Raw genomic sequence first — 25,620 nt, forward strand, 5'->3', positions numbered from 1 at the left:
AGGAAGAATATTATGACAAAGAAACAATGTGGGATTATATTTACATTATTAGCATTAATATTATGTGTAGGAATGCTAGCAGCAAAACTTAATAACGGAGGGCTAAATGATCCAACAGATTTAAGCCAGGTTTTATCTACTGATCAATCAAAAACTGAACAAGATACACAGGCTTTAAGTCAACAAAATTATTTTTATGATGCGCGAAGCGAAAGAGATCAGCAGGATTCAACTACAATACAAACTTTAAATTCAATAATTTCAGATGCAAATACATCAAAGGAGCAAAAGGATCAAGCAACAAAAGAGTTAACACAAAAAACAATGACAAAAGATAGTGAAGGAAGAATAGAATTAAGTATCAAAAATAAAGGCTATGAGGATGCTTTATGTATGTTACAATCAGATAAAGCAACAGTAATTGTTAAATCACCTAATGAACTTCAAGAAAGTGAAACTGTGGATATACAAGAAATAGTTCAAGAGATATCAAAAATTAAAGACGTAATAATACAAGTACAAAAATAGTATAAAAACCATAATATATTTGTAATGTTAAATTATATTTGATATAATGAACACAAGATTATCATGTTTTGTTATCACAAAACCTAGGAGGTTAAAGTAACATGGAAGATTTAGTTAGAGAAGAAAATATCGGAGTAGTTAAAATTTCTGATGAGGTAGTAAGCGTTATTGCAGGAATTGCTGCTCAGGAGATTGATGGAATATTAGATGCTCAAATGGGTGTTGCAAACAACTTAACAAACATATTTAAAGGTAAAAAGAACACCGCTAAAGCAAGTAAAGTTACTCTAGAAGAAGATAAAGCAATTATAGATATGAACGTATCAGTTGAATATGGTAAAAAAATAATGGAAGTTGTGCCTCAGGTGCAAGATAATGTTAAGAAAACCGTGGAAGCTATGACGGGACTATATGTTGAAGCCGTTAATATCTATGTTCAGAATATTTATATATCAAAAAAGGAAGAAAGTGAATCTAACTAGTTTGATTTTCACCCTCTGAAGCTTTCAGAGGGTGTTTCTATGCTGAAATTAACCAAGGTTTAAAAGAAAGCAAAAGTGTGTATAATGATAAATGTACATAATTAACTATGATACATATTTAGGAGGAATATATGAACAGAAAATTATCAAGGGAAAAGGCTATGGAGTTACTATTTGGAATGACTTTGAGCAAAGATACAATGGAAGATGCAATGGAAGCATTTGTAGAGAATTATGAAGGGGATATAAAAGAGATTGACTTAACATATGTAAAACAAGTGTTAATTGGTGTAAACAATAATAAAGAAGCAATTGACAAAGTTATACAAGAGAATTTACATAACTGGAAAATTGAAAGAATATCTAAAGTTAATTTAAGCATTTTAAGAATTGCAACATACGAATTATTATATGATAGGGAAGTACCAAGAGGTGTTGCAATCAACGAAGCTTTAGAAATTACAAGAAGATATTCAGATGAAAAAAGTGTATCGTTTATAAACGGAGTACTAGATAAGATTAAGCAGGACTGATTTTTATATACTAATACATTTTAAATATACATGATTTATAATTTAATTATGTTTAGAATATTTGCAATAAAGATACTTAAAATTATATAAAATAGGATTACAAAGTGAAAGTAGGTAGAATGATAAAATGGGGCAAATTATTAATGGTAAAGAAGTTGCATTAAAAGTGAAAGAAGAAATAAAAAATTTTGTTAATAATAGAAAAGAAAAAAATCTTCAAGTTCCTAAAATTGCATCAATATTAGTTGGAAATGATGGTGGATCTATTTATTATATGGGCAGTCAAGAGAAAGTAGCTAATTCTCTTGGAGTTGAGTTTCTAAAATTAACTTTACCAGAAACTTGCAATGACGAAGATGTTATAGCAGAAATACATAAATTAAATGAAGATAATAATATTCATGGAATTATTCTACAGTTGCCACTTCCGAATAATTTTGATGAAAAGAAAATTATCAAGCAAATATCTCCTAATAAGGATATTGATTGTCTTACATTTGAGAGTCAAGGAAAACTATATATGGGAGAGCCAAAATTTTTACCTTGTACACCTAATTCAGTAATTACCTTAATTAAAAGTCTAAACATAGATATTGTAGGGAAGAATGTTGTAGTCCTTGGAAGAAGCAACATAGTTGGAAAGCCAGTAGCTCAGCTTTTATTGAATGAAAATGCAACAGTTACAATTTGTCATTCAAAAACTAAGAATCTCAGAGAAGTTTGCAAGAATGCAGATATTTTAGTAGTAGCTATAGGAAGACCAAAATTCATTGATGAAACATACGTAAATGAAAATGCGATTGTAATAGATGTTGGAACATCATCTTTTGAGGGTAAAATAACTGGAGATGTAGATTTTGATAAGGTAATAGATAAATGTAGATATTTAACTCCAGTTCCAGGTGGGGTTGGCTCGTTAACAACTACTTTATTAATAAAAAATGCATGTGAGGCTTTACAGGAAAATGAATATTAAGACTTTAACTGTTTCAGAGGTCACAAATTATATAAAAAGAATGTTAGACAATGACTTTATCTTAAGTAATCTCTCTGTAAAAGGGGAGATTTCTAATTTGAAGTATCATAGTAGTGGGCATATTTACTTTACGCTTAAAGATAGTAGTGGCAGGATAAATTGCGTTATGTTTAAAAGTAATGCAGTATTATTAGATTTTCCATTAGAAGAAGGAATGGAAGTTATTATTAAAGGTAGGGCATCAATATATCCTGCCACTGGAAGCTTCCAACTTTATTGTGATGAGATAAGAAAAGAAGGATTAGGAGATTTATTCATTAAATTTGAGAAACTTAAAGAAAAACTATCTAAAGAAGGATATTTTGATGAAGCATATAAAAAGGAATTACCAAAGTATCCTCAGAGAATAGGAATAGTTACATCGCCAACAGGAGCGGCAATAAGAGATATTATAAATGTTTCAACTAGAAGAAGCAGTCTTGTGGATGTAGTCCTATATCCGGCAAAAGTACAAGGTGCAGGTGCCTACAAGGATATCATTTCTGGAATTAGTTATTTTAATAGAAAGAAATCAGTAGATATAATTATAGTAGGCAGAGGCGGAGGTTCCATAGAGGAATTATGGAATTTTAATGAAGAGGAGTTGGCTAAGGCGATTTTCAACTCTAAAATACCCATAATTTCAGCAGTAGGGCATGAGATAGATTTTACGATTTGTGATTTTGTAGCAGATGTCAGGGCAGCAACACCTTCTCAAGGAGCCGAGATTGCTGTTCCGCTTAGTGATAATATAAAAGATAGATTACTAGATATTTCAAAGAATTTAGATAAGTATATAAGTGATAGATTAGATACTTGTAGAAATAATTTATCAGGAGCTCAAAGAATTTTAAAGGTTCATTCTCCGATGGCTAAAATATCTAATTCATATTTAGAAGTGGATAGATTACAAGATAGGTTGAATTTTGCAATGAGAACGAAAATTAAAGGAGAAAAGAACAAAGTAGAAAATTTAAATAATTTGCTTTTTGCTCATAATCCAATTAAGGTAATTTCAAAAGGATATGCTATAATAAAAGATAATGAAAACAATATTATTACATCGAAAGAACAGCTAAATGAAGATAAAAATATAGAAGTTATTCTTAAAGATGGTAATATAGAAGGAAAATTCATACCATCAAAATGAGGAGTTTGAGATATGGCTAAAAAAGAAAGTTATGAAGAAATGTTAACTAAACTTCAAGATATATTAAGCAATTTAGAAACAGATGACTTGAATCTTGAGGAATCTATGAAATCTTATGAAGAAGGTGTTAAACTTGTAAATAAGATTTATAAGATTTTAGATTCCTATGAAGCTAAAATTTCTATAATTAAAGATGATAAAGAATTGGAGTTTAGTGAAGATTATGGAGATAAATAATTTAAAAAAAGATATTAATGAATATTTGGAAAATTACTTCAGTGAAAAAGGAAGTTTTAATAGAATTATATATGATTCATGTAGCTATAGTTTGAATATAGGCGGAAAAAGAATACGACCAATATTGCTTTCGCTAACTTATTATATATACAAAGAAGATTATAGGAAAGTTATACCAATGGCGGCTGCTATGGAAATGATTCATACATATTCATTAATTCACGATGACCTTCCTTGTATGGATAATGACGATTTAAGAAGAGGAAAACCAACAAATCATATTAAATTTCAGGAAAATATAGCAGTTCTTGCAGGAGATGCTTTATTAAATGAAGCTATGATAATAATGATGGATTATGCGATAAAAAGTGAAAACAATGCTTTAAGAGCAGCACATGAGATAGCAGTTGCGGCAGGCGCAGAAGGTATGATAGGAGGTCAAGTAGTAGATATTATTTCAGAAGGAAAGAAGATATCGCAAGATGAGTTAGAATATATGCATGCTAAAAAAACAGGTGCACTTATCAGAGCAGCAATAGTTTCAGGAGCAATTTTAGCTGAAGCGCCTGAAGATGATTTGAGATTATTAAGGGAATATGGTGAAAAGCTAGGGCTTGTTTTTCAAATAAAAGATGATATATTAGATGTTATTGGAGATAGTAATGTATTAGGTAAAAATATACATGCAGATCAAGAACATAATAAAACAAATTTTATATCGGTTTTTGGATTAGATAAGTGTAAAGAACTATGCGAAACTTTAACTAAAGAATGCATATCTATTCTTAAAAGTTTGAGTGTTAATTCAGATTGCTTAGTTGAACTTACATATACTCTTTTAAATAGAGAAAATTAATAGAGGGAATGATTGTTATGAACTTACTGGATAAATTAAATTTTCCAGAAGATTTAAAAAAGCTTAATGAAGAAGATTATAAAGTTTTAAGTAGTGAGATTAGAAAATTTTTAATAGATAGTGTATCTAAAACTGGTGGCCATTTAGCATCTAATTTAGGGGTTGTTGAATTAACATTAAGTTTATTTAAAGCCTTTAGTTTTGATAAAGATAAAATAGTATGGGATGTAGGGCATCAGAGTTATATTTACAAAATTTTGACTGGAAGAAAAGAAGGATTTAAAAAGCTTAGGAAATATGATGGAATAAGTGGATTTCCTAAGAGAAATGAAAGTAAATATGATTATTTTGACACAGGCCATAGTAGTACTTCAATATCAGCAGCTCTTGGAATTGCAAGGGCAAGAGATTTAAAGAAAGAAAAATATAATGTTATCTCTGTTATAGGTGATGGTGCGCTAACAGGTGGAATGGCAATCGAGGCTCTAAATGATGTTGGGTTTAGAAAAACAAAATTAATAATTATATTAAATGATAACCAGATGTCAATTTCAACAAATGTCGGAGGATTATCACGATATTTAAATAAACTTAGAATAGCTCCAGTATACAATAAGTTAAAGACTGATATTCATGCATCTTTAGATAACTCAAATCTAGGTAAAAATATAGCGGGAAAAATATCTAAAGTTAAAGATAGCATAAAGCAATTAATAGTTCCATCTATGTTTTTTGAAAACATGGGGGTAAAATATATTGGACCAATTGATGGGCATGATATCGATGCAATGACAGAGGTGTTTATAAAAGCAAAAGAAATAAACGAACCAGTAATAATACATATTTTAACTCAAAAAGGAAAAGGTTATGCGCTAGCAGAAGAAAGTCCAAGTAAGTACCATGCGGTAGGAGCATTTAATTTAGAAAGCGGTGAATCAAATGCATCACCAAAGAATAGCTATTCAAAGGCATTTGGAAAGGCACTAGTAAATCTTGGAGCTCAAGATGAAAAAATAGTTGCAATTACAGCAGCTATGCCAGAAGGTACAGGACTTAAGTGTTTTTCACAGAAATTTAGAGATAGATTCTTTGATGTTGGAATAGCAGAAGAACATGCAGTTACTCTTGCTGCTGGGATGGCGAGTAATGGTTTAAAACCTGTTTTCGCAGTTTATTCAACATTTCTACAAAGGGCGTTTGACCAGGTATTGCATGATGTTTGTATTCAAAATCTTCCAGTAGTATTTGCGATAGATAGAGCGGGAATAGTTGGAGAAGACGGTGAAACTCATCAAGGTATTAATGATTTATCCTATTTATCTATGATCCCTAATATACATATAGTTGTACCAAAATGTCTAGAAGAAGTTGATGTTTTATTAAAATGGGCAATTAACAAAAATGCGCCAGTTGCAATAAGATATCCAAAGGGTGGAAACATAATTGATACTCTTTCACCAATTAAAGAGGTAGTAGAAGGACAATGGGAAATAGTAAATAGAGGTTCTAAGGTTTGTATTATTGCAACTGGCAGGATGGTTCAACATGCAATGATTGCAAAAGAATTCCTATATGAGAAAGGATTAAATCCAATGGTTATTAATGCAACATTTGTTAAGCCAATTGATAAAAAATTACTAGAAAATATAAAAAAAGAAGGATATAATATTTTAACAATAGAGGATAACATTATAAAAGGCGGATTAGGTTCAGCTGTAAAAGATTATTTAAGTGAAATAGATTATAAAGGAACTATTAGATCACTTGGATATGATGATGAATTTATTCCTCAGGGAAATGTAGAAATCTTGTACAAAACATATAAATTAGATTACGAGAATATAAGCAAGATTGTTATGAAGCTTTATGATTAAAAGGAGAAACAAATGGCGGAAAAAAAAGAAAGACTTGATTTACTTTTAGTAGAAAAGGGCATAATTAATTCTAGAGAAAAAGCAAAAGCTTGTATAATGGAAGGTAAAGTTTATGTTGATGGCCAGAAAGTAGATAAGGCTGGTGAGAAAGTAAGTTCTAATGCTAATATTGAATATCGAGGAGAAACACTTAAGTATGTTAGCAGAGGTGGACTTAAATTAGAAAAAGCAATGAAAACTTATAGCATATCATTAGAGAATAAAGTGTGTATGGATATAGGGGCATCCACAGGCGGGTTCACTGATTGCATGCTTCAAAACGGTGCTTCTAAAGTGTTTTCTGTAGATGTTGGGTATGGACAGTTTGCATGGAAACTTAGAACTGACGAAAGAATAGTTTGTATGGAAAGAACAAATATAAGATATGTTACTCTAGAAGATATAGGAGAACCTTTAGACTTTGCATCTATAGATGTATCTTTTATATCACTAAAAAAAATAATGCCTGCGACAATAAATTTGCTAAAAGATGATGGAGAAGTTGTTGCACTTATAAAGCCTCAATTTGAAGCTGGACGCGAGAAAGTAGGAAAAAAAGGCGTTGTAAGAGAGATAAGCACACATAAAGAAGTAGTGCATGATATTGTAGACTTTTTATTACAGCAAAACTTAAATGTTTTAGGTGTGAGTTTTTCTCCTATTAAAGGGCCAGAAGGAAATAGAGAATATTTAGTGTATTTTACAAAGGATAAAAATAAAAAGAGTGATTTTGGAAAAGATGATATAGATGAAGTTGTTGAAAATTCACACATAGAAATTTAACTTCCTTGGAGGGGCTATGAATAATATTGGGATTGCAATTAATCCATCAAAAGATGTAGATAATAGAATATTGAATATGGTTGTAAAAAAGTTTAAGGAAAAGTTTAACTTGAAAAATATTGAAGTTTTTAATTCATTCGATATAGAAGAGCAGAATTTAGCAGATATTGATTTGCTTATCGTATTGGGTGGAGATGGTACACTCCTTGGAATAGCTAGATCTTTAAACGATAGTTTTAATTCACCTATCTTAGGGATTAATATAGGCAATTTAGGATTTTTGTCAAGTGTAGATATATCAGATATTGATATTGCTCTTGAAAAATTGAAAGACGGGAAATATAAATTTGTTGACAGAATGATGTTAAATTGTAAAGTTGAATCAGATGAAAATAAAGAAGAACTTAAGGCTTTAAATGATGTGGTACTGGCTAGAGGAACTCTTTCAAGAATGGTGAAATTTACGATATTTGTAGATGGAAAGATATATTCTACATTCAAAGGTGATGGACTTATTATAGCAACACCTACTGGATCTACAGCATACTCATTTTCAGCAGGAGGACCATTTATATATCCGGATTTAGAACTTATAACAATAACTCCTATATGTCCTCATACTAAAAGTATGCAAACTATCGTATTAAAAGGAGACAGTGTTATAGATATATATGCGGACCATGAAGAAGAAAAAATTTATTTGACTGTAGATGGTCAAAAGGCTATTAAAATTAATCATGAAACTTCGGTAAAGGTAAGTAAAAATAAAAAAAGTGTAAAATTACTTGTATTTGATGATTATGATTATTTTAAAGTCTTGAGAAGTAAGATTTTGAATAATTCTAAAGAATGTGATGGTGAGAAACTTTGAAATCAAAAAGGCATACTAAAATATTAGAAATCATAGGCTCAAGAGAAATAGAGACACAAGAAGAGTTGGCAGATGCATTAAAAAAAGAAGGATTTGATGTCACACAAGCGACTGTATCTAGAGATATAAAGAATTTAAAGTTAATAAAAATGCAATCGGCTAATGGTAAATCTAAATATGCTGTGTCTACAGGAGAACAAAAAAATATCATTGATAGATTAAGCAATATTTTAGCTAATACAGTGCTTTCAGTAGAAAATGTAGATAAAATGGTTGTAATAAAAACTATAACAGGGTCGGCACCAATTACAGCTGAAGCTATTGATAATTTGGAAAGTGCGGATATTGCAGGAACAGTAGCAGGAGATAATACTATTTTCATTTTAGTTAGAAGTTTGGAAAGTGCTGAAGATTTGGTTGATAAAATAAGAAAAAGAATGTCATCATAAATATTAAGGGTGGGATGAAATGCTAATTCAATTAAATATCAAAAATTTTGCATTGATAGAAGACATGACGATAAATTTTAGTGAAGGGTTTAATATACTTTCAGGAGAAACTGGAGCAGGAAAGTCCATCATGATAGATGCAATCGACTTTGTTCTTGGTGGAAAGTTCTCGAAAAATTTAATAAGAACTGGTGAAGATAGAACATATGTAGAGGCATTATTTTCATTAGAAAAATCAAAAGTTTCTGAGGTATTGGAAGAATTAGATATTGAGTATGAAGATGTCTTAATAATTTCGAGAGAAAGTCATGCGAGTGGGAAAAACTTGATAAAGGTAAATGGGAAAAGCTTAATTACTTCACAACTTAGAAAAATTAGAGCAAAACTTTTAGATATTCATGGACAACATGCTAATCAAGAACTTCTACAAAGAAATACTCATATATCATATTTAGATGGATTTATAGGAGATGAGATGATACATCCTATAGGTAGATTTAGCGATTTAAGGGCAGATTTAATAAAAATAAGAGAAGAAATTAATAGGATTTGTGGCAATCAAGATAGAGAAAAATTGCTAGACTATCTTAAATTTCAAATTGAAGATATTGAGAAAGCTAAATTAAAAAAGGATGAAGAAGAAACTTTAAAAGAAGAATATAATATTTTAGCAAATGCTGAAAAAATTAATAATAGTTTATCTATCTCATATGGAATACTTAGTGGAAACGAAGAGTTAAATGTGATTGATTCCATATCAAAGATAATGCACGAACTATCTAATGTAGAAAATCATTTTGAAAAGATTAAGAAGAATAAGCAATTAATTGAAGAAGCATTTTATACTTTAGAAGAAGCTAGTCGTGAGATCCGTGACATGGCAGAAGAGATTGTTTTTGATCAAGATGCGTTGGAGAAAGTAAATGCTAGAATTTATGAAATAAATACTTACAAGAAGAAATATGCGCCAACAATTCCAGAGATCTTAGATTATTATGAAAAAATAAAAAAAGAATATAATGAAATATTAAATTCTGAACAAATAATAGAAAGTCTTAAGGAAAAAGAGAAAGAAATTCTATCTAAAATGGAAAAAGAAGCGTTAATTCTTCATGAACTAAGAGTAAGAAAAAGTAAATTCTTAGAAGAAAAAATATTAAGAGAACTTACGTTTGTTGGTCTTGAAAAATCAAGAATGGAAATAAGTATAGTTCGTCAAGAAGAGTTTAATGAAAAGGGATTTGATGATGTTAGTTTTTTAATATCTACAAATCCAGGAGAACCACTTATGCCGCTTGAAAAAGTATTATCAGGTGGAGAACTGTCAAGAATAATGTTAGCTTTAAAATGTGTTTTTGCTGAGAAGGATGAAATACCAACATTAATTTTTGACGAAATAGATACAGGAATAAGTGGAGCAGTTGCACAAAGAGTTGGAGAAAAGATGTATCAATTATCAGATACGCATCAAGTTTTATGCATAACTCATTTGCCGCAGATTGCTGTATTATCTGATCATCATTACTTTGTTATGAAAAAAGTTAAAGATAACAAAACATTTACAAAGATAAAGGTTTTAAAAAAGGAAGAAAAAGAACTTGAGATAAGTAAAATGTTAGCAGGAGACGATGTAACAGAAGCTACATTAAATAATGTTAAGGAAATGATAAAATTAAGTGAACTAAAAAAGCTAGAAATTCAAAAATAAATACATATAGAAAATAAAATTGGTAAAAATAAAACCATGTAATTGCATGGTTTTATTTTTTTATTTTTATAATTTTGGAAATTTATATATAAAGTAAAAGAAATAAAGTTATATACTTTTAAAATTTAGTATAAGCTAAATTTTTTGACTACAATAACAAAGTTCTTATAGGATAAGACTTGAGTGCAGTGGGAAAATTAAATTTAGTAAGTAAAGGAGGAGAGAAATATGAAGAGAAAAATTTTATGTGCTACTAGTTTAATTATGACTCCAATCCTTATTCTAATTTTATTTACCACGATGAGCATAAGGAAATTACCAAGTAAGATTTATACAAGAGATGAAAAGACAGTACAATCAATTGCACCCATAGGAAACACCATAAGTAAGATTGGTAATAACGATAATGAGTATGAGATAAAATTTTTGGGAATGATTCCTCTGAAAGCTGTCGAAGTACAAAAAATTAAAGATTTAGAGATATGTCCAGGCGGAAATCCAGTCGGAGTTAGAGTGAATAGTGAAGGCGTGATTATTGTTGGATATTCTGAAATTGAAATCAATAATAAGAAAGAAGAAAGTCCTGGTAAGGCTGCTGGGCTTGAAATTGGTGATGTAATACTAAGAGTAAATGGTGAAAATATGGAGAATTCCATGGATTTATTAAAAATAATTAAAGAATGTGATAATGAAAGTATAAAGGTTGATATTTTAAGAAATGGTGAGAATCTCACAAAAACAATACATCTAAAAAAAGAAAATAATAAAGATTATAAAATAGGATTATGGATAAGAGACTCAACTGCAGGAGTGGGAACAATGACTTTTTTTGATCCAACTACTAAAAAGTTCGGAGCATTAGGACATCCGATAACAGATGCAGACACAAATGAACCATTTCTAGTAAAGAAAGGAGACTTATTAGAGTCATCTATAATAAGTGTTAGAAAAGGAGAAAAAGGATCACCAGGTGAATTAAAAGGAATTTTTTTAAACGAAGAGACACCAACTGGAAACATTGAAAAAAATACGCAAAGTGGAATTTTCGGTGAAATCAAAAATACTCAAGTATTAAATAATAAAATTAAACCTCTTAAAGTTGGGTTTAGGGATGAGATATCTGTAGGAAAAGCTAAAATAATTACAACAGTAGATGAGAGTGGTCCACAAGAATTCGACATTGAGATTGAAAAGACTTTAAATCAATCTATTCCAGGATCGAAAAGCATGGTAATAAAAATTACTGATCCAAGGCTATTACAAAAAACAGGTGGAATTGTTCAGGGAATGAGTGGAAGTCCTATAATTCAAAACGATAAAATAGTTGGAGCGGTCACTCATGTACTAATAAATAAACCTGATACCGGATATGGTATTTATATAGAGTGGATGCTTCAAGAAGCAGGAATAATAAAATAAAAACAAATGATGGGTAGCGTATTTAAAAATCGCTACCTATATTTGCTTTTGTTTTGAGTTTAATATAAAATTATTTGAATTTATGGAATATAAAATAAACATAGGGAAATATAGTATTAATTTATGGTGTTATATTATATAAAAGTACATAATTTTAAAATAATTATTAATATATAATTTCGATATAGATTGTAGAAAAAGAAATATAATTATATAATAAATATGTATTCGCTTAATAATTGAGAATTTAGGAAATATATAGTTACATTTTTACTTAAAAAAATACTTTAAAAGTATTTTGTCAGAACCTATTTACTTTCTGAGAAAAAAAGTGTATAATTTACAAATAGTGGAAGATGATAAAGTAATATTAATCGGACTTAAGAGATATTTATGTAAAAGGGAATATATTAATAGAAAAATTACTATTGCAAATCTAGACGTACATACCCTATTAATGTCAAGGATCTTACAATAATTTGTAGAAGTAATATATTGTGTTATATTGTACAATGATGGAACTATTTAATAAGATATGGTTATAGGGGTTAAATAATATATTAAAATACAAACATAATAAAAGAATGGACAAAAGGAGAGAAAAAATATGGAAGATTCAAAAATATCTGTACTAATTGCTGATGATAACAAAGAATTTTGCAGTATATTAAATGATTATCTACTTAATCAAAAAGATATAGTTGTCACAGGAATTGCAAAAGATGGTAGAGAGGCTTTGGAGTTAATAGTAGAAAGAAAGCCTGATTTAGTTATTCTTGATATAATTATGCCACATTTAGATGGATTAGGTGTTTTAGAAAAATTAAATACAATGCAATTGGAAAAGGTTCCAAGAATAATAATATTATCAGCAGTAGGCCAAGATAAGATTACTCAACAGGCAATAACTCTTGGTGCAGATTATTATACTGTAAAACCTTTTGACATGGAAGTATTTACAAAGAGAATCAGAGAAATGTTTAATAGCTCTGCAGCAGTTCAAGAAACAAATATGAGAAATTCGTATGCATCATCAATGATATCTACTCCAAGTGAAAATAAAACAAAGGCGCCTATTGATTTAGAAACGGAAATAACTAATATAATACATGAAGTTGGAGTGCCAGCTCATATTAAAGGTTACATGTATTTGAGAGAAGCTATAACAATGGTTGTTAACGATATGGAATTATTATCAGCAGTAACTAAAGAGTTATATCCTTCAATTGCTAAAAAGTACAATACAACAGCTTCAAGAGTTGAAAGAGCAATAAGACATGCAATAGAAGTAGCATGGGGAAGAGGTCAAATTGAGGCTATTAACAGGTTATTTGGATATACAGTGCATAATGATAAAGGTAAGCCAACAAATAGTGAATTTATAGCTATAATAGCTGATAAATTAAGACTTAAAAATAAAGTTAGCTAATTGGCTTGAAGTAATGTGAAAAGCTACGTTGAAGGTAATGGAAAATATCTTTCATCTATATTTTAATAGCAACTAATAGTTTTTCATATCAATTAACACTCTAAATTTATGTAAGACTAATACCTTTTATTAGTTGGGTGTAACAATCTAACTAATAGGAGGTTATTTTTATGCCAAAAATAAAAACAAAAGATTATAGAGGAAAGCAACATAAATTAACCATCCTTTTTAAGTGGAAAATTTAAAGCGGACATGTTATAATTAAAGTGTTAGAATTTAAGATATAGAAAGACAGAGGATTAAAGTGTATGGAAATAAAAATTAATATTCCAGTATTAAAAATATTAGCGATAACTATTTCGGGAATATTGGGTTATATAACTGGAATAATAGTATATAAATAGATATGATATTTTAGACTAAGGAGATATAATTATTCTTTGGTCTTTTTTTTATGTAAAAAAATAAATTAATTAACAAGAAGGTCATGATATTTCAAAAGTAGATTATAGTATGTGAAAATATAATTCTATGGTATACAAGCGTTAATAAAAAGTGAATAAGTATATTTCTATCAAGAAATATATTACGATAGTAAATTATTAACGACACAAAAGTTTGTGTAATGTTATAAATTTACAATACATCATGTATAAAAAAGAGAAAATGATGCTTTTAATGCTGAAAAATGTGGAAATAAAAGTTAAAATAAAGATTACAGAAAGAAGGTATTTGTATAAGAATGTAGAAATATATGATTAGGTAAAAGAGATTCGATCTTGATAAGTATATCGAGTCAATTTAACTAAAATTATATTATGGAGGTATTATAAAAAAGAGAATCAACTTAAGAATAATTTATGCATTAATGAAGGGTGGTTTTTTATGGAATTTAATTGGGATAAGAAATGGTCAGTGGGTATTGATAAAATAGATCATCAACACAAAGAATTGTTTGATAGAATTAATAAGTTAGTAAGTGCGATGAGAGAGGGAAAAGGAAAAGATGAGGTTATAGAGACTTTAAGCTTTCTAGAAGAGTACGTTATTAAGCATTTTAATGATGAAGAAGAGATGCAAAGAAAGAGCAATTATCCTAAATACGATATCCAACATAAGCAACATGAAGAATTCAAAGAGGAGCTTAGAGAATTAAGAAAAGTTTTTGAAAAAGCTGGTGTCTCAGCATTGTTTGTTATAAATGTACAACAAAAGATGTCCAGTTGGTGGAGAAAGCATATTAGAGAATTGGATAGAGATCTAGGAGGATTCTTAATAGAAAGTTCTAAATAGTACTGTTTACTGAAGGTATGATGGAATCGAATTATACTACAAGATAAAAAATCTAATCATTTGAATTTGGTAAATTATTAAGAAAAATCAATGAAAAGGATAGCTTATTTAGAAATATAAGCTATCTTAAAATTGGTTGACGATATTTTTTTGAGGTGAAAAAATAATGAAAATTGTTTATATTGATATTATAACTTAAGATTGTTACAGGATTATGACAAGGCTAGTATATAAATTAATTCTTATTGAATTTTAAGTTTATGAAAAAATTGTTTTATATTAGAAAATATCGATAACACAGTTTTATAAATAAAAATCTTATACAGAATAACATAAATACTGCAGATTTGAAAAAGGGATTTTATATAATTTATAGAATATTTTTAGTTATAGAAAAGGGGTGAGGGTATGGGAGAAGTAAAAGATGAAAAGCTAACAAAGGATCAACAAAAAGAAGCATTAAAAAGCGCAATAACAATAATAGTAGAAAACTACAAGATGTTGCTAATAAGTAATAATAATATATCAGGCCTAGATAAACAAAAATTATACGGTGATCTTGAACATAGTGTGGCAGCAATAGAATTTATAACACAATGTAAGCTTGATAAAGGTGTTTTATGGGAAGGAATATGAAACTAATCTAAATAATTAGAATAGATATAGTGTTATTAAAGTATAATTAGTGCAGCATAAAAAATATTTCACATAACAAAAAAGAATAGTTCACTAGGGTGAAATGAACTATTCTTATATTGGTCATAGTATTTTTAATAGGAGTAAAATAATGTTTTATCTTGTTTCAAGTAATAGTATAAATATATATTGTGGCAATATTATGACAACAATAAAAAAACTAATATTAAAATTTCAACAATAATATTTAAAAAAATTGCACAGAATTGTTGACAAAACTCATGAATATATGATATTTTTGTAAAAGCATACTTTTAATTTAGTTCAGAGAAGCTAAGAAGGGGGAACATATGATGAATAATAAATCATTAAAAAGCGAAAAAAATTTTATAGATGTAAAAGAGAAAGTTTCTTTAAAGAGAGCAATTCCATTAAGTATCCAACATTTGTTTGCAATGTTTGGAGCTTCAGTATTAGTACCACTTATTTTTAAAATTGATCCAACAACAGTGCTATTTTTTAATGGTATTGGTACATTACTTTATGCCTTTATTACTAAAAAAAGTATTCCAGCTTATTTAGGATCAAGTTTTGCCTTTATATCACCAGTATTACTTTTATATAGTCAAGGATATGATTTTCAGACTATACAAGGCGGTTTTGTATTTGTAGGTATATCATTTTCAATAATAGCGATTATTGTTGGATATACAGGCATGGGATGGATAAATAAATTATTTCCACCAGCTGCTATGGGATCAATAATAACAATTATAGGTTTAGAATTAGCCAGTAATGCAGCAGATCAAGCAGGTTTTCCGGTTGGATTAAGTAATTCTCCAACTTTAAACATAACATGGGTAATTGTTTCGATGGTTACTTTAGCTACAGTGATTTTATGTAATATCTTATTAAAAGGATTCTTGAAAGTTATACCTATATTAATAGGGGTAGTAGTTGGATACATAACAGCATTCTTTATGGGATTAGTAGATTTTAGTACTATAAATAATGCAAATTATTTTGTTTTACCTAATATAAAGGTTGCACATTTCAATTTAAATGCAATTTTAACTATACTACCTGCAACATTCGTAGTGATTGCAGAGCATGTTGGTCATTTAAAAGTTACTAGCAGCATTGTTGGAAGAGATTTATCAAAAGATCCTGGACTTCATAGATCTTTACTTGGAGACGGGCTATCAACTATAATTTCGGGAATGTTTGGTTCTGTACCAACAACAACTTATGGTGAAAATATAGGAGTTTTAGCTCTAACTAAAGTGTATAGTGTATATGTAATATGTGGGGCCGGCTTAGTATCAATTTTGCTAGGGTTTTCTGGGAAAATGTCAGCACTTATCAGCACAATTCCAACGCCTGTTATTGGAGGAATAAGCTTCTTATTATTTGGAACTATTGCAACTTCAGGATTAAGAACTTTTATTGAAGAAAAAGTTGATTTTTCTAAATCAAGAAATTTAATATTAACTTCGGTAGTATTTATAGTAGGATTAAGCGGCATAAAATTAACTTTAGGGACTATTGAACTTAAAGGAATGGGACTAGCAACAGTAGTTGCTATGGTGTTAAGTATAAGTTTTATGATATTTGATAAATTAGGTATAATGAACGAAGCGGAATAAGATAAAAGTTTATAAACAAGGAAATTAATTATAAGAATGCTGTTAGTATTAATGAAAATACTAATGGCATTTTTTTATTTTAAAGAAAAGAAGTATAAAATTAAAGAAAGTAGATATATTTAACTATTTATATTTTTATAGTTAATTTATGAATATATAAGAGTATTAAAAGAGAAACTATGTATGAAGATAAATGTATAGGAGGAATACAAATGAAATTAAAAAAATACATAAAAGTATTAAGTTATTTTATTATTTTTAACGTACTTATGAGTTTGGCCTTCGTTGGCGCTGATGCTAATACTGTGAAAATAACTACCGATAAGGAACCATTATATACAGTTGAGTACGATGGCTATGATCTTACAGCGAGAAGAATAAGAGTTGCTGGAAGCAACAATGTTGCATATTGCTTAGAGATAAATGAAAAATATCCATCTGGGCAAAATTTTTCGTCAAATAGTAATCTAAGTGAATCAGTTCGTAATATTATTGCTGCCGGATATCCAAATAGATCTGTAGCTGAATTAAATTTAGACAATGAAAACGAAGCGTATTTCGCTACTCAGATAGCAATATGGAGTTCAATGGAAGGATATGATGTGAATAAAATAAAAGGAAATAACTCTAAAATAGTAGATGCGATAAAGAGCATATATAATGATGGAGTAAATGGGAAATATTCAAGTAAAATAAGAAGTAAAGTATATAAAACAAGTGATGAATCTATACAAGAAATAATAGTTGTATATACTGATGATTTAGTATCTGAAGAAAAAGGAGAATCAATTCAAACAGAATATGCACCACAAGAAGGATAAATAAAATTACAGATTACATGTTAATGCTGTTACATAATGAATGTTTTATGATTAGTCTAAAGAATTTACCTTGTAACAGCATTAATAGTTAATTAGAAGGAAATCTTGGCTATGATTGACACCAATTCTATAAAATGATAACCTTTTGTTAGATTATTAGAAGTAGTAAGGTGGTGAAGAAGATTGCTGCTAAAGGATTATAGTAAGGAACAAATTAGGAATTTAGTTGAAATTATTAAAGATTGTGTTCGTGAAGATATGTATACTATATCTTTAGAAGAAAATAAGGCGGAAAATATTCAATTTATAGAAGAATACAATATAAATGAAAAGAAGAGAATAAGTATACTATGCGGTATAGACTACAAAGATTTTTGTTATGGCCTCCAAAATGTAAAAAATGGAGTTGAGCAAAATGATCTTTACGTATTTTGTTTACAAAAAGAATTGTATAATGTTGAGGATAAGAGAGAAATAGTAGATATTTATTTGAAATTTAATGTAATATGTAATGAAGTGAATAGTAGTAGAGTATTAGTCTCTCTACATAAAAGAAACAAGCCTATTACATATCTTTTTAGATAAAAAGAATTGTCTTCATTTCTAAAAGGAGGGATAAACTCATGAAGAAATCAGCATTTTGTGAATATTGTTTTAGCGAAAGAGAATATCAAGTATATAAAGTAAGAAGAACATCTATACTAAAAGAAGAAGAGGTAAGCTACAAGGCTAAAGAAGCTGTTTGTAACGTTTGTGGTAATGAGATTTTTGTGTCAGACATATGTGAGTATAATTTGATGAACTTATATAAAGAATATAGAAGGAATTATAATATTATTAGTACGGATGAAATAGAAAAAGTTAAAATAAAGTATTCAATTAATTCAGAAGCACTTTCAATAATATTAGGATGGAATAGTAAGACTATAGAACGATATTTAGATGGGGATATGATTGGAGTCTCCAATAGTGATTTACTAAGAAAAGTATATGAAAATACCAGTTATTATTCTATCATATTGCAAAATAATAAGGAAAGAATAAATCCAGTAGATTACAATAAAAGTAGACAAGCTATTAGATATATTTTAGATCAAGATGAGACAGAAGAAAAAATCGACGCAGTAATAAAATATTTGTTGATAAGATGTGAAGATTTCACAGCTTTATCAATCCAAAAACTTCTATATTATGCACAAGCATTTCATTATGTCTTTACTGGTAATTTTATGTTTGAAGAAGATTGCGAAGCTTGGAAGGATGGTCCGTTTTATCCAAGTTTATATGAAAGATATGAACAATTTGGATATGAAAAAATTAATAAAGATATAATGGCTAATGATAAGTTAAGGTTGGAGAATTTTGAACGGAATATTGTAGAAAGTATAATAAAATTTTATGGTTGTTATAGTGGAAAAATATTAAAGGAGATGACTAAAAGCGAAGCTCCTTGGATATTAACAAGAACTAATTCTATTAATGGAAAGAGTATCAAATATGGTAAATTTAATACTGTGATTGAAAAAAGTTTGATCCAAGAGTATTTTGATAGTATTAAGGAAAAATATAATATTAGTAGTTTATTAGATATACAAAATTATAGTAGAGATTTATTCGATAGGATATCTATTTAATATGAAGTTAGGAAAGAGGTAAATTATGAAAACTACATTATTACTTATTAGACATGGCGAAACAGAATGGAATGCTTTAGGAAAATTTCAAGGGTGTACAGATATAGAGTTATCAGAGGAAGGAATAAAGCAAGCGCAAATATTAAAAAATAGGCTTAATGGAGAATTTGATTGGATATATGCTAGTCCGTTAAGTAGAGCTTTTAAAACAGCAAATATATTAGCATCAATTACGGATAAAGAAGTTATAATAGAACCTGAGATAAGAGAAATTAATTTTGGTGAATGGGAAGGATTAACTGTTAAGCAAATTAGTGAAAAATATCCTGATGTTTTTAAAGCTTGGAGAACTGATAAAAAAGAAAGTTATATTTGCGGTGGAGATTCTAGTATACGTAATGCGGTAGGTAGAGCTAAGAAGTGTATTCTAGAAATAGTATCTAAACATAAAGGTGAGAAGATAGTAATTGTTGCTCATGGAGGAATAATAAAAGCTGGACTTATAGGAATATTTGACTGGGATATGACAATGTATCATAAAGTAGCACTTGGCAATACTTGTATTAATAAAATAACTTTCAATGATGATTTAATGCCAATGTTAGTTAGTTTAAATGATACAACTCATTTAGATTAAATTACGGAAGTTATGCGAATTAATAAAAAAATGTAAGTCTATAAAAGACCCCCAAATATACTAAATGTTAAACATAAAATAATTATTCTAAATAAATAGATAAGATTTATTTTACCAATGAAGTTTATAAAATTATCGTAAATGTATTTTACGATGATTCATAAGGAGTAAAAAAGAATGATATACATGATGATAAGTATTATATTGATTTTATATTCTGGAATAAATTATTACATTAGCATATGGTTTTGGAAAAATTTATGTAGTATGATTCCTTTTTTTAATAGTGAAATGTACTTTAGCTTCTTTTTTATTATATTTATAATAAGCTTAGTTGGAGTTATATGGAATCGCCATATACCTAAGTTTCTCCAGGATGGAATTTACTTGATAGCATCGTATTGGCTTGTTTTTATAGTATACTTTGCAATATTTATTGGTATAATTGAGTGCTTTTTTATTTTAGGCAATATTTTACAGTTTGTACCTATTAATATTAAACTTAATGCAAATATTTTATTTTATATTGCTTTGATAATTCTTTTTACTGTAATGATTATAATTCTATACGGAACGATAAATGCTAAAAATGCAACAATTACACCATATAATATAGATTTACCTAGAAAGGCAGGAAAGATAAGTAAATTGCAAATAGCGCTTTTATCAGATATTCATCTTGGTAATTTAATGGATAAAAGAATAGATAAACTAATAGATAAAATTAATTCTATACAACCAGATATTATTTTAATTGCAGGAGATATAATTGATTCTAATAGAGATATGATAAATTATGATTTTTCTAAGATGCAAAGTAATTTTAAAAAAATAAAAAGTAAATATGGGATTTATGCATGTTTGGGGAATCATGACTATGATCATAAAGGTGATTCATCAAATAGAATAAATAATTTCAAAAAAGTAGGAGTTAATATATTACGAGATAGTTATGTAAAAATTGATGATAGTTTTTATGTTATAGGGCGTGAAGATATCTCTTATGAAAGAATAAGCGGGATAAGAAGAAAAAAACTATCAGAAACTGTAAATGAAATTAGTGGAGAATTACCTATAATAGTGCTTGATCATCAGCCCAATAATTTAAATGAACCTGTGAGTGAAGGAATTGATTTACAATTATCTGGTCACACACATAAAGGACAGTTTTTTCCTTTTAATTTAATAACGAAAAGAGTATTTAAAATTGATTATGGATATCTAAAAATGGATAAATTTCAAATAATAGTTTCATGTGGCACAAGAACGTGGGGACCGCCTATAAGGATTGGGAGTAAATGTGAGATAGTAAATATAAATGTAACATTTAAGTAAAGGATTATTTTTAGTGTCTACAAGCAATTAAATAGATAAACTATCATGAATCAAAAATGAACAATATGTAAACATAAAAAATTGAATGGAATATATGTCCTAAAAATATACAGTGTAATAAAATTGAACATTTTATTTACAAATTGTATTTTTTTGATACAGTAAATTTGTGTTAGAAAAACTACATTGTTAATAATTAGATTATAAAATTTCAATAAATGGAGAAATAAGTCTACTAATATATTTTGAAAAATTCACGTAGATTGATGAATTAGAACCTTGTATTTACAGGCAAATATATCCTTATTTGTATTAGTATGAAATAAAAATTATGCGATAAATTATACCAGAATATTACATAAACCTATATAATAAATTGATAAAATAATAACATTTGGCATAAATATTGCTTTACATAATTAATGTGGTTAAAAGCAAATAAATATGACAGATGAATTTTAGGAGGTATAAATTTATGGCACGTTTTACTTTACCTAGGGACTTATATCATGGAGAAGGGGCGCTTGAAGTACTTAAAACTTTAAAAGGCAAAAAAGCTTTTGTAGTTGTTGGTGGAGGATCAATGAAAAGATTTGGTTTTCTTAAACAAGTTGAAGATTATTTAACAGAAGCAGGAATGGAAGTAGAGCTATTTGAAGGAGTAGAACCAGATCCATCAGTAGAAACAGTAATGAAGGGTGCCGAAGCAATGAGAAACTTCGAGCCTGATTGGATAGTTGCTATGGGGGGAGGATCACCAATAGATGCTGCAAAAGCTATGTGGATATTCTATGAATATCCAGAATTTACTTTTGAACAAGCAGTTGTTCCATTTGGTTTACCAGAGCTTAGACAAAAAGCTAAATTTGTAGCTATTCCATCAACAAGTGGTACAGCTACAGAAGTTACAGCATTCTCAGTTATAACAAATTACACAGAAAAGATTAAATATCCTTTAGCTGACTTTAACATAACTCCAGATATAGCAATAGTTGATCCAGTATTAGCTCAAACCATGCCAAAAACATTAACAGCTCATACTGGAATGGATGCACTAACTCATGCTATAGAAGCATATACCGCATCGCTTAGATCAAACTTTTCTGATCCTTTAGCAATTAAAGCATTGCAAATGGTACAAGAAAATTTACTCAAGTCTTTTGAAGGAGACAAGGAAGCTAGAAACTTAATGCATGAAGCTCAATGTTTAGCAGGAATGGCATTTTCTAATGCATTACTTGGAATAGTTCATTCAATGGCTCATAAGGTTGGTGCTGTATTCCATATTCCTCATGGATGTGCGAATGCTATATTCTTACCATATGTAATACAATATAATAGAACTAAATGCGAAGATAGATATGCTGATATTGCTAGAGCATTAAAATTAGAAGGAAATACAGATTCAGAATTAACTGATTCATTAATTGGAATGATTAATAAAATGAATAGTGATTTAAATATTCCTCATTCAATGAAAGAATATGGGGTTACAGAGGATGATTTTAAGGCAAATCTTTCATTTATTGCTCATAATGCAGTGTTAGATGCATGTACAGGATCAAATCCTAGAGAAATAGATGATGCTACAATGGAAAAATTATTTGAATGCACATATTATGGGACAAAGGTTGAACTATAGTACTTAGATGTATAAATTTAATAACATAAGAATAAAATAATATAATTGTATAAATCAATGTTTTTGATTTTCATAATAAAAAGCTCTCTTTTGAGGGCTTTTTTATTATGAAAAAATTATGGGGAAATTATAATATTTATTGTTATTTTTTTATTTAAATGATAAAATTACTTTAATATTAAGAAAATAACAATTGCTATGAGATGAATGAAAGTCACATAATGTAATTTGGTGTAATAAATAAAAGAGTGTGATTAACTGTTTTTAGTAAATATTATAGTAGTTTGCAGTTAACATTACAAAAGACCGGTTCAAACTTGATAGTTTCAATTGGTCTATTATTATATTTTAATAGATTAAATATTAAACAGCTAAAGATTAAACGATTAAATTAGTTTTTAATGCTTAAAGGGGGACTAAATATGATTAATAATTTAAAAGTTAAACAGAAAATTTTCTTATTTTCGGGGATAATGATTTTACTGATTATTTTTATGGGGGGAATTGGATATTATTATAATTTACAATCAAATTATAATGTAACATCTATGTATAAAGATAGATTGCTTCCTGTACAGTGGTTAAATGATAATAGAAACCAATCAAGGGCAATAGAGGCAGATACATATAATATTATTTTGAATGTAAAAGATACTGAAGAACAAAATAAGAAATTAAATGATATTAAAGATAGAGTAAAGGCATATGATAATAACTGGCAGGCTTATAAAGGGAATGAGGTTGATCAATTCGAATTAGAAATTATACCTTTAGTTGAGAATGATCTTAAAGAATATAGAGCAGCAAGAGATGAAATTATAAAGTTAGCCATGGATGGGAAGCAAGAAGAGGCTTTAGAAAAATATAAATCAATAACAGGGAAAGTAGATGAATTTCAAAAAAACTTAAAGACTTTGGCGATATATAATGCTGATAAAGCACAAGAAATAAATGTTCAAAATAACAATAGTTTTAGTTATTCTAGAAAGATTTTTATAATACTAGGTTTTTTGTCAGTAGTGATAGCAGCTACTTTATCAGTTATTATATCTAAAACAATTGCTAACCCATTGAAATTATCAGTAGAGTGCATTAGAGTTTTAGCTAAGAGAGATTTTACAGTATCAGTTCCTGAACTGCTTTTAAAACGAAAAGATGAAATTGGAGATCTAGCTAATTCAATATTTTTAATGAAAAATGATATTAGTATTTTAGTAAAGGAGATAATGGAAAGATCACAGGATATGAATGCTTCTAGCCAGGAACTTTCTGCTACTGTAGAGGAATTAACAACGACTATAGAGAGTATAGACGCATCAATTAGAAATATATCAAATGATATACAAGAAACAAGTGCATCATCGGAAGAAATAAGCGCATCCATTCAGGAAGTGGATTCTAATATTAATTTACTATCAGGTAAAGCAATGGAAGGAAGCAATAATGCAAGTAAATCCAAAGAAAGAGCTACAGAAGTACAAGGTAAAGGTAAAGTGTCATTAGAGGAAGCGGGAAGATTATATGAAGAAAAGAGAGAAAAAGGGTTTAAAGCAATTGAATCTGGGAAAGTTGTAGAAGATATAAAAGCGATGGCAGATACTATAGCTGATATATCAGAGCAAACAAACTTACTTGCTCTTAATGCCGCAATTGAAGCAGCAAGAGCAGGAGATCATGGAAAAGGTTTTGCGGTAGTAGCAGAAGAAGTTAGGAAGTTAGCGGAAGAGGCATCTCAGGCTGTTACTATTATAAAAGATACAATAGTAAAAGTACAAGCTGCGTTTAGAAATCTTTCTGATAATAACGTAGAAGTATTAGATTTTATAAAAGAAGATGTAAATTCTAAATTTGAGGATATGAAGAATATGGGGAATCAATATTATGATGATGCAGAATTTGTAGCAAATATGTCAGAGGAAATAGCTTCTATGTCAGAGGAACTTACAGCAACAATTCATGAAATAACTAATGCAGTACAAAATACAGCTGAAATTGCACAGAAATCATCTGAAAACGCTGAAACAATAAAAGATAGTGTAAGCGAAACAACAATTGAGATAGAGCAGCTAGCGAAAGCTGCGGAGCAGCAGGCTCTGCTAGCAGAAAAGTTAAATGAAGTGGTGAACAAATTTAAGATATAAGTAATTATATATAAGTAGATCTCTTTAAAATTATAGTATTTAAAGAAAAAAAGATAGCATTTTCAAGATGAGGTGCTATCTTTTTGGTACTGTATAAGTGTAAGTGTAAACCATAAATAAATGGTTATACATTTGCACTTATTTTTATTTATAATTAAGGGAGTAATTGGTCTGGCGGATCTCTTTTTGGATTCCTACATCCGTCGCAAAAACTGTCAGCCATCCCTTATTATAGAGATTCGATTAAGCAGGTTGAAACCTTATGGCTTTCGTGTAACTAACCAAAATGAATTGTAATAAGTGCAGATGGAATTCAATTACAATAAATTAAGTTGGAGGAAGCAAATGATGATTAGCATTGGAATAGACATATCAAAAGGAAAAAGTATAATATGTATATTAAAACCATATGGTGAGATTATTAGTACGCCATATGAATTAACTCATATAGAAACGGAATTA

24 protein-coding genes are annotated in these 25,620 nt (G+C 28.7%); all 24 read left to right on the plus strand.

What is annotated here, in order from left to right; all coding sequences use genetic code 11:
- Window positions 1-12: 12 nt before the first annotated feature.
- The 24 genes from L1S46_RS14105 (at window position 13) to L1S46_RS14220 (ending at window position 25,158) form a co-directional block, all read left to right on the plus strand.
- The gene (locus tag L1S46_RS14105) at window positions 13-528 is read left to right on the plus strand and encodes a SpoIIIAH-like family protein (RefSeq protein WP_238900282.1); all 516 of its coding nucleotides are present in this window, start codon (window positions 13-15) and stop codon (window positions 526-528) included.
- 101 nt (window positions 529-629) lie between these two features.
- The gene (locus L1S46_RS14110; RefSeq protein WP_011969024.1) at window positions 630-1,010 is read left to right on the plus strand and encodes an Asp23/Gls24 family envelope stress response protein; all 381 of its coding nucleotides are present in this window, start codon (window positions 630-632) and stop codon (window positions 1,008-1,010) included.
- A 131-nt stretch (window positions 1,011-1,141) separates the two neighbouring features.
- Window positions 1,142-1,543 (plus strand): transcription antitermination factor NusB, encoded by a 402-nt coding sequence (gene nusB, locus L1S46_RS14115; protein ID WP_238900283.1) that lies wholly within the window; start codon window positions 1,142-1,144, stop codon window positions 1,541-1,543.
- Between the two features lie 127 nt (window positions 1,544-1,670).
- Window positions 1,671-2,519, plus strand: coding sequence for a bifunctional methylenetetrahydrofolate dehydrogenase/methenyltetrahydrofolate cyclohydrolase (locus L1S46_RS14120; protein ID WP_023974711.1), 849 nt, complete (start codon window positions 1,671-1,673; stop codon window positions 2,517-2,519).
- Window positions 2,509-3,708, plus strand: coding sequence for an exodeoxyribonuclease VII large subunit (gene xseA, locus L1S46_RS14125; protein ID WP_017208899.1), 1,200 nt, complete (start codon window positions 2,509-2,511; stop codon window positions 3,706-3,708). The genes L1S46_RS14120 and xseA overlap by 11 nt, the downstream gene beginning before the upstream one ends.
- A 12-nt stretch (window positions 3,709-3,720) precedes the next feature.
- On the plus strand, window positions 3,721-3,945 hold the full coding sequence (locus L1S46_RS14130) for an exodeoxyribonuclease VII small subunit (protein WP_011969028.1): 225 nt from the start codon (window positions 3,721-3,723) through the stop codon (window positions 3,943-3,945).
- Window positions 3,932-4,801, plus strand: coding sequence for a polyprenyl synthetase family protein (locus tag L1S46_RS14135; RefSeq protein ID WP_238900284.1), 870 nt, complete (start codon window positions 3,932-3,934; stop codon window positions 4,799-4,801). The genes L1S46_RS14130 and L1S46_RS14135 overlap by 14 nt, the downstream gene beginning before the upstream one ends.
- A gap of 17 nt (window positions 4,802-4,818) precedes the next feature.
- Window positions 4,819-6,675, plus strand: coding sequence for a 1-deoxy-D-xylulose-5-phosphate synthase (gene dxs, locus L1S46_RS14140; protein WP_238900285.1), 1,857 nt, complete (start codon window positions 4,819-4,821; stop codon window positions 6,673-6,675).
- Between the two features lie 12 nt (window positions 6,676-6,687).
- The gene (locus L1S46_RS14145; RefSeq protein ID WP_238900286.1) at window positions 6,688-7,497 is read left to right on the plus strand and encodes a TlyA family RNA methyltransferase; all 810 of its coding nucleotides are present in this window, start codon (window positions 6,688-6,690) and stop codon (window positions 7,495-7,497) included.
- Window positions 7,498-7,513: 16 nt separating this feature from the next.
- Window positions 7,514-8,368: an NAD(+)/NADH kinase gene (locus L1S46_RS14150; protein WP_011969032.1), complete on the plus strand. Its 855-nt coding sequence runs from the start codon at window positions 7,514-7,516 to the stop codon at window positions 8,366-8,368.
- Window positions 8,365-8,817: an arginine repressor gene (locus tag L1S46_RS14155; RefSeq protein WP_238900287.1), complete on the plus strand. Its 453-nt coding sequence runs from the start codon at window positions 8,365-8,367 to the stop codon at window positions 8,815-8,817. The genes L1S46_RS14150 and L1S46_RS14155 overlap by 4 nt, the downstream gene beginning before the upstream one ends.
- A gap of 19 nt (window positions 8,818-8,836) precedes the next feature.
- Window positions 8,837-10,525 (plus strand): DNA repair protein RecN, encoded by a 1,689-nt coding sequence (recN, locus tag L1S46_RS14160; protein WP_041895753.1) that lies wholly within the window; start codon window positions 8,837-8,839, stop codon window positions 10,523-10,525.
- A gap of 228 nt (window positions 10,526-10,753) precedes the next feature.
- Window positions 10,754-11,944 carry a SpoIVB peptidase gene (spoIVB, locus tag L1S46_RS14165; RefSeq protein WP_238900288.1) on the plus strand — a complete coding sequence of 397 codons (1,191 nt, stop codon included), beginning with the start codon at window positions 10,754-10,756 and terminating at the stop codon, window positions 11,942-11,944.
- A 607-nt stretch (window positions 11,945-12,551) separates the two neighbouring features.
- Window positions 12,552-13,373, plus strand: coding sequence for a sporulation transcription factor Spo0A (spo0A, locus tag L1S46_RS14170; RefSeq protein ID WP_011969036.1), 822 nt, complete (start codon window positions 12,552-12,554; stop codon window positions 13,371-13,373).
- An 885-nt stretch (window positions 13,374-14,258) separates the two neighbouring features.
- Entirely contained in the window at window positions 14,259-14,666 is a 408-nt protein-coding gene (locus L1S46_RS14175) for a bacteriohemerythrin (protein ID WP_011969037.1), read from the plus strand.
- Between the two features lie 408 nt (window positions 14,667-15,074).
- The gene (locus tag L1S46_RS14180) at window positions 15,075-15,302 is read left to right on the plus strand and encodes a hypothetical protein (protein ID WP_238860985.1); all 228 of its coding nucleotides are present in this window, start codon (window positions 15,075-15,077) and stop codon (window positions 15,300-15,302) included.
- A 353-nt stretch (window positions 15,303-15,655) separates the two neighbouring features.
- Entirely contained in the window at window positions 15,656-16,948 is a 1,293-nt protein-coding gene (uraA, locus tag L1S46_RS14185) for a uracil permease (RefSeq protein WP_173709560.1), read from the plus strand.
- Between the two features lie 212 nt (window positions 16,949-17,160).
- Complete coding sequence (locus L1S46_RS14190) at window positions 17,161-17,769, plus strand: thioester domain-containing protein (protein WP_238900289.1); 609 nt, start codon at window positions 17,161-17,163, stop codon at window positions 17,767-17,769.
- A gap of 183 nt (window positions 17,770-17,952) precedes the next feature.
- The gene (locus L1S46_RS14195; protein WP_039770537.1) at window positions 17,953-18,354 is read left to right on the plus strand and encodes a hypothetical protein; all 402 of its coding nucleotides are present in this window, start codon (window positions 17,953-17,955) and stop codon (window positions 18,352-18,354) included.
- 38 nt (window positions 18,355-18,392) lie between these two features.
- On the plus strand, window positions 18,393-19,403 hold the full coding sequence (locus L1S46_RS14200; RefSeq protein WP_238900290.1) for a type II toxin-antitoxin system antitoxin SocA domain-containing protein: 1,011 nt from the start codon (window positions 18,393-18,395) through the stop codon (window positions 19,401-19,403).
- A 25-nt stretch (window positions 19,404-19,428) separates the two neighbouring features.
- Window positions 19,429-20,040 carry a histidine phosphatase family protein gene (locus L1S46_RS14205; RefSeq protein ID WP_041895757.1) on the plus strand — a complete coding sequence of 204 codons (612 nt, stop codon included), beginning with the start codon at window positions 19,429-19,431 and terminating at the stop codon, window positions 20,038-20,040.
- A 387-nt stretch (window positions 20,041-20,427) separates the two neighbouring features.
- Window positions 20,428-21,375: a metallophosphoesterase gene (locus tag L1S46_RS14210; RefSeq protein ID WP_238900291.1), complete on the plus strand. Its 948-nt coding sequence runs from the start codon at window positions 20,428-20,430 to the stop codon at window positions 21,373-21,375.
- A gap of 475 nt (window positions 21,376-21,850) precedes the next feature.
- Entirely contained in the window at window positions 21,851-23,017 is a 1,167-nt protein-coding gene (locus L1S46_RS14215; protein WP_077868095.1) for an iron-containing alcohol dehydrogenase, read from the plus strand.
- Window positions 23,018-23,439: 422 nt separating this feature from the next.
- Complete coding sequence (locus L1S46_RS14220; protein ID WP_238900292.1) at window positions 23,440-25,158, plus strand: methyl-accepting chemotaxis protein; 1,719 nt, start codon at window positions 23,440-23,442, stop codon at window positions 25,156-25,158.
- Window positions 25,159-25,620 lie beyond the last annotated feature (462 nt).

The sequence above is a fragment of the Clostridium sp. YIM B02500 genome (genome assembly GCF_022324665.1).
Classification (GTDB): domain Bacteria; phylum Bacillota; class Clostridia; order Clostridiales; family Clostridiaceae; genus Clostridium; species Clostridium beijerinckii.

Bases quoted from the DNA above. Each gene is read 5' to 3' on its own strand.
- L1S46_RS14190 (WP_238900289.1), top strand. From the start codon at position 17,161: ATGAAATTAAAAAAATACATAAAAGTATTAAGTTATTTTATTATTTTT.
- nusB (WP_238900283.1), top strand. From the start codon at position 1,142: ATGAACAGAAAATTATCAAGGGAAAAGGCTATGGAGTTACTATTTGGA.
- L1S46_RS14130 (WP_011969028.1), top strand. From the start codon at position 3,721: ATGGCTAAAAAAGAAAGTTATGAAGAAATGTTAACTAAACTTCAAGAT.
- L1S46_RS14200 (WP_238900290.1), top strand. From the start codon at position 18,393: ATGAAGAAATCAGCATTTTGTGAATATTGTTTTAGCGAAAGAGAATAT.
- L1S46_RS14150 (WP_011969032.1), top strand. From the start codon at position 7,514: ATGAATAATATTGGGATTGCAATTAATCCATCAAAAGATGTAGATAAT.
- L1S46_RS14105 (WP_238900282.1), top strand. From the start codon at position 13: ATGACAAAGAAACAATGTGGGATTATATTTACATTATTAGCATTAATA.
- L1S46_RS14135 (WP_238900284.1), top strand. From the start codon at position 3,932: ATGGAGATAAATAATTTAAAAAAAGATATTAATGAATATTTGGAAAAT.
- dxs (WP_238900285.1), top strand. From the start codon at position 4,819: ATGAACTTACTGGATAAATTAAATTTTCCAGAAGATTTAAAAAAGCTT.
- L1S46_RS14205 (WP_041895757.1), top strand. From the start codon at position 19,429: ATGAAAACTACATTATTACTTATTAGACATGGCGAAACAGAATGGAAT.
- L1S46_RS14180 (WP_238860985.1), top strand. From the start codon at position 15,075: ATGGGAGAAGTAAAAGATGAAAAGCTAACAAAGGATCAACAAAAAGAA.
- spo0A (WP_011969036.1), top strand. From the start codon at position 12,552: ATGGAAGATTCAAAAATATCTGTACTAATTGCTGATGATAACAAAGAA.
- L1S46_RS14215 (WP_077868095.1), top strand. From the start codon at position 21,851: ATGGCACGTTTTACTTTACCTAGGGACTTATATCATGGAGAAGGGGCG.
- L1S46_RS14175 (WP_011969037.1), top strand. From the start codon at position 14,259: ATGGAATTTAATTGGGATAAGAAATGGTCAGTGGGTATTGATAAAATA.
- L1S46_RS14145 (WP_238900286.1), top strand. From the start codon at position 6,688: ATGGCGGAAAAAAAAGAAAGACTTGATTTACTTTTAGTAGAAAAGGGC.
- recN (WP_041895753.1), top strand. From the start codon at position 8,837: ATGCTAATTCAATTAAATATCAAAAATTTTGCATTGATAGAAGACATG.
- uraA (WP_173709560.1), top strand. From the start codon at position 15,656: ATGAATAATAAATCATTAAAAAGCGAAAAAAATTTTATAGATGTAAAA.
- spoIVB (WP_238900288.1), top strand. From the start codon at position 10,754: ATGAAGAGAAAAATTTTATGTGCTACTAGTTTAATTATGACTCCAATC.
- L1S46_RS14110 (WP_011969024.1), top strand. From the start codon at position 630: ATGGAAGATTTAGTTAGAGAAGAAAATATCGGAGTAGTTAAAATTTCT.
- L1S46_RS14120 (WP_023974711.1), top strand. From the start codon at position 1,671: ATGGGGCAAATTATTAATGGTAAAGAAGTTGCATTAAAAGTGAAAGAA.
- L1S46_RS14220 (WP_238900292.1), top strand. From the start codon at position 23,440: ATGATTAATAATTTAAAAGTTAAACAGAAAATTTTCTTATTTTCGGGG.
- xseA (WP_017208899.1), top strand. From the start codon at position 2,509: ATGAATATTAAGACTTTAACTGTTTCAGAGGTCACAAATTATATAAAA.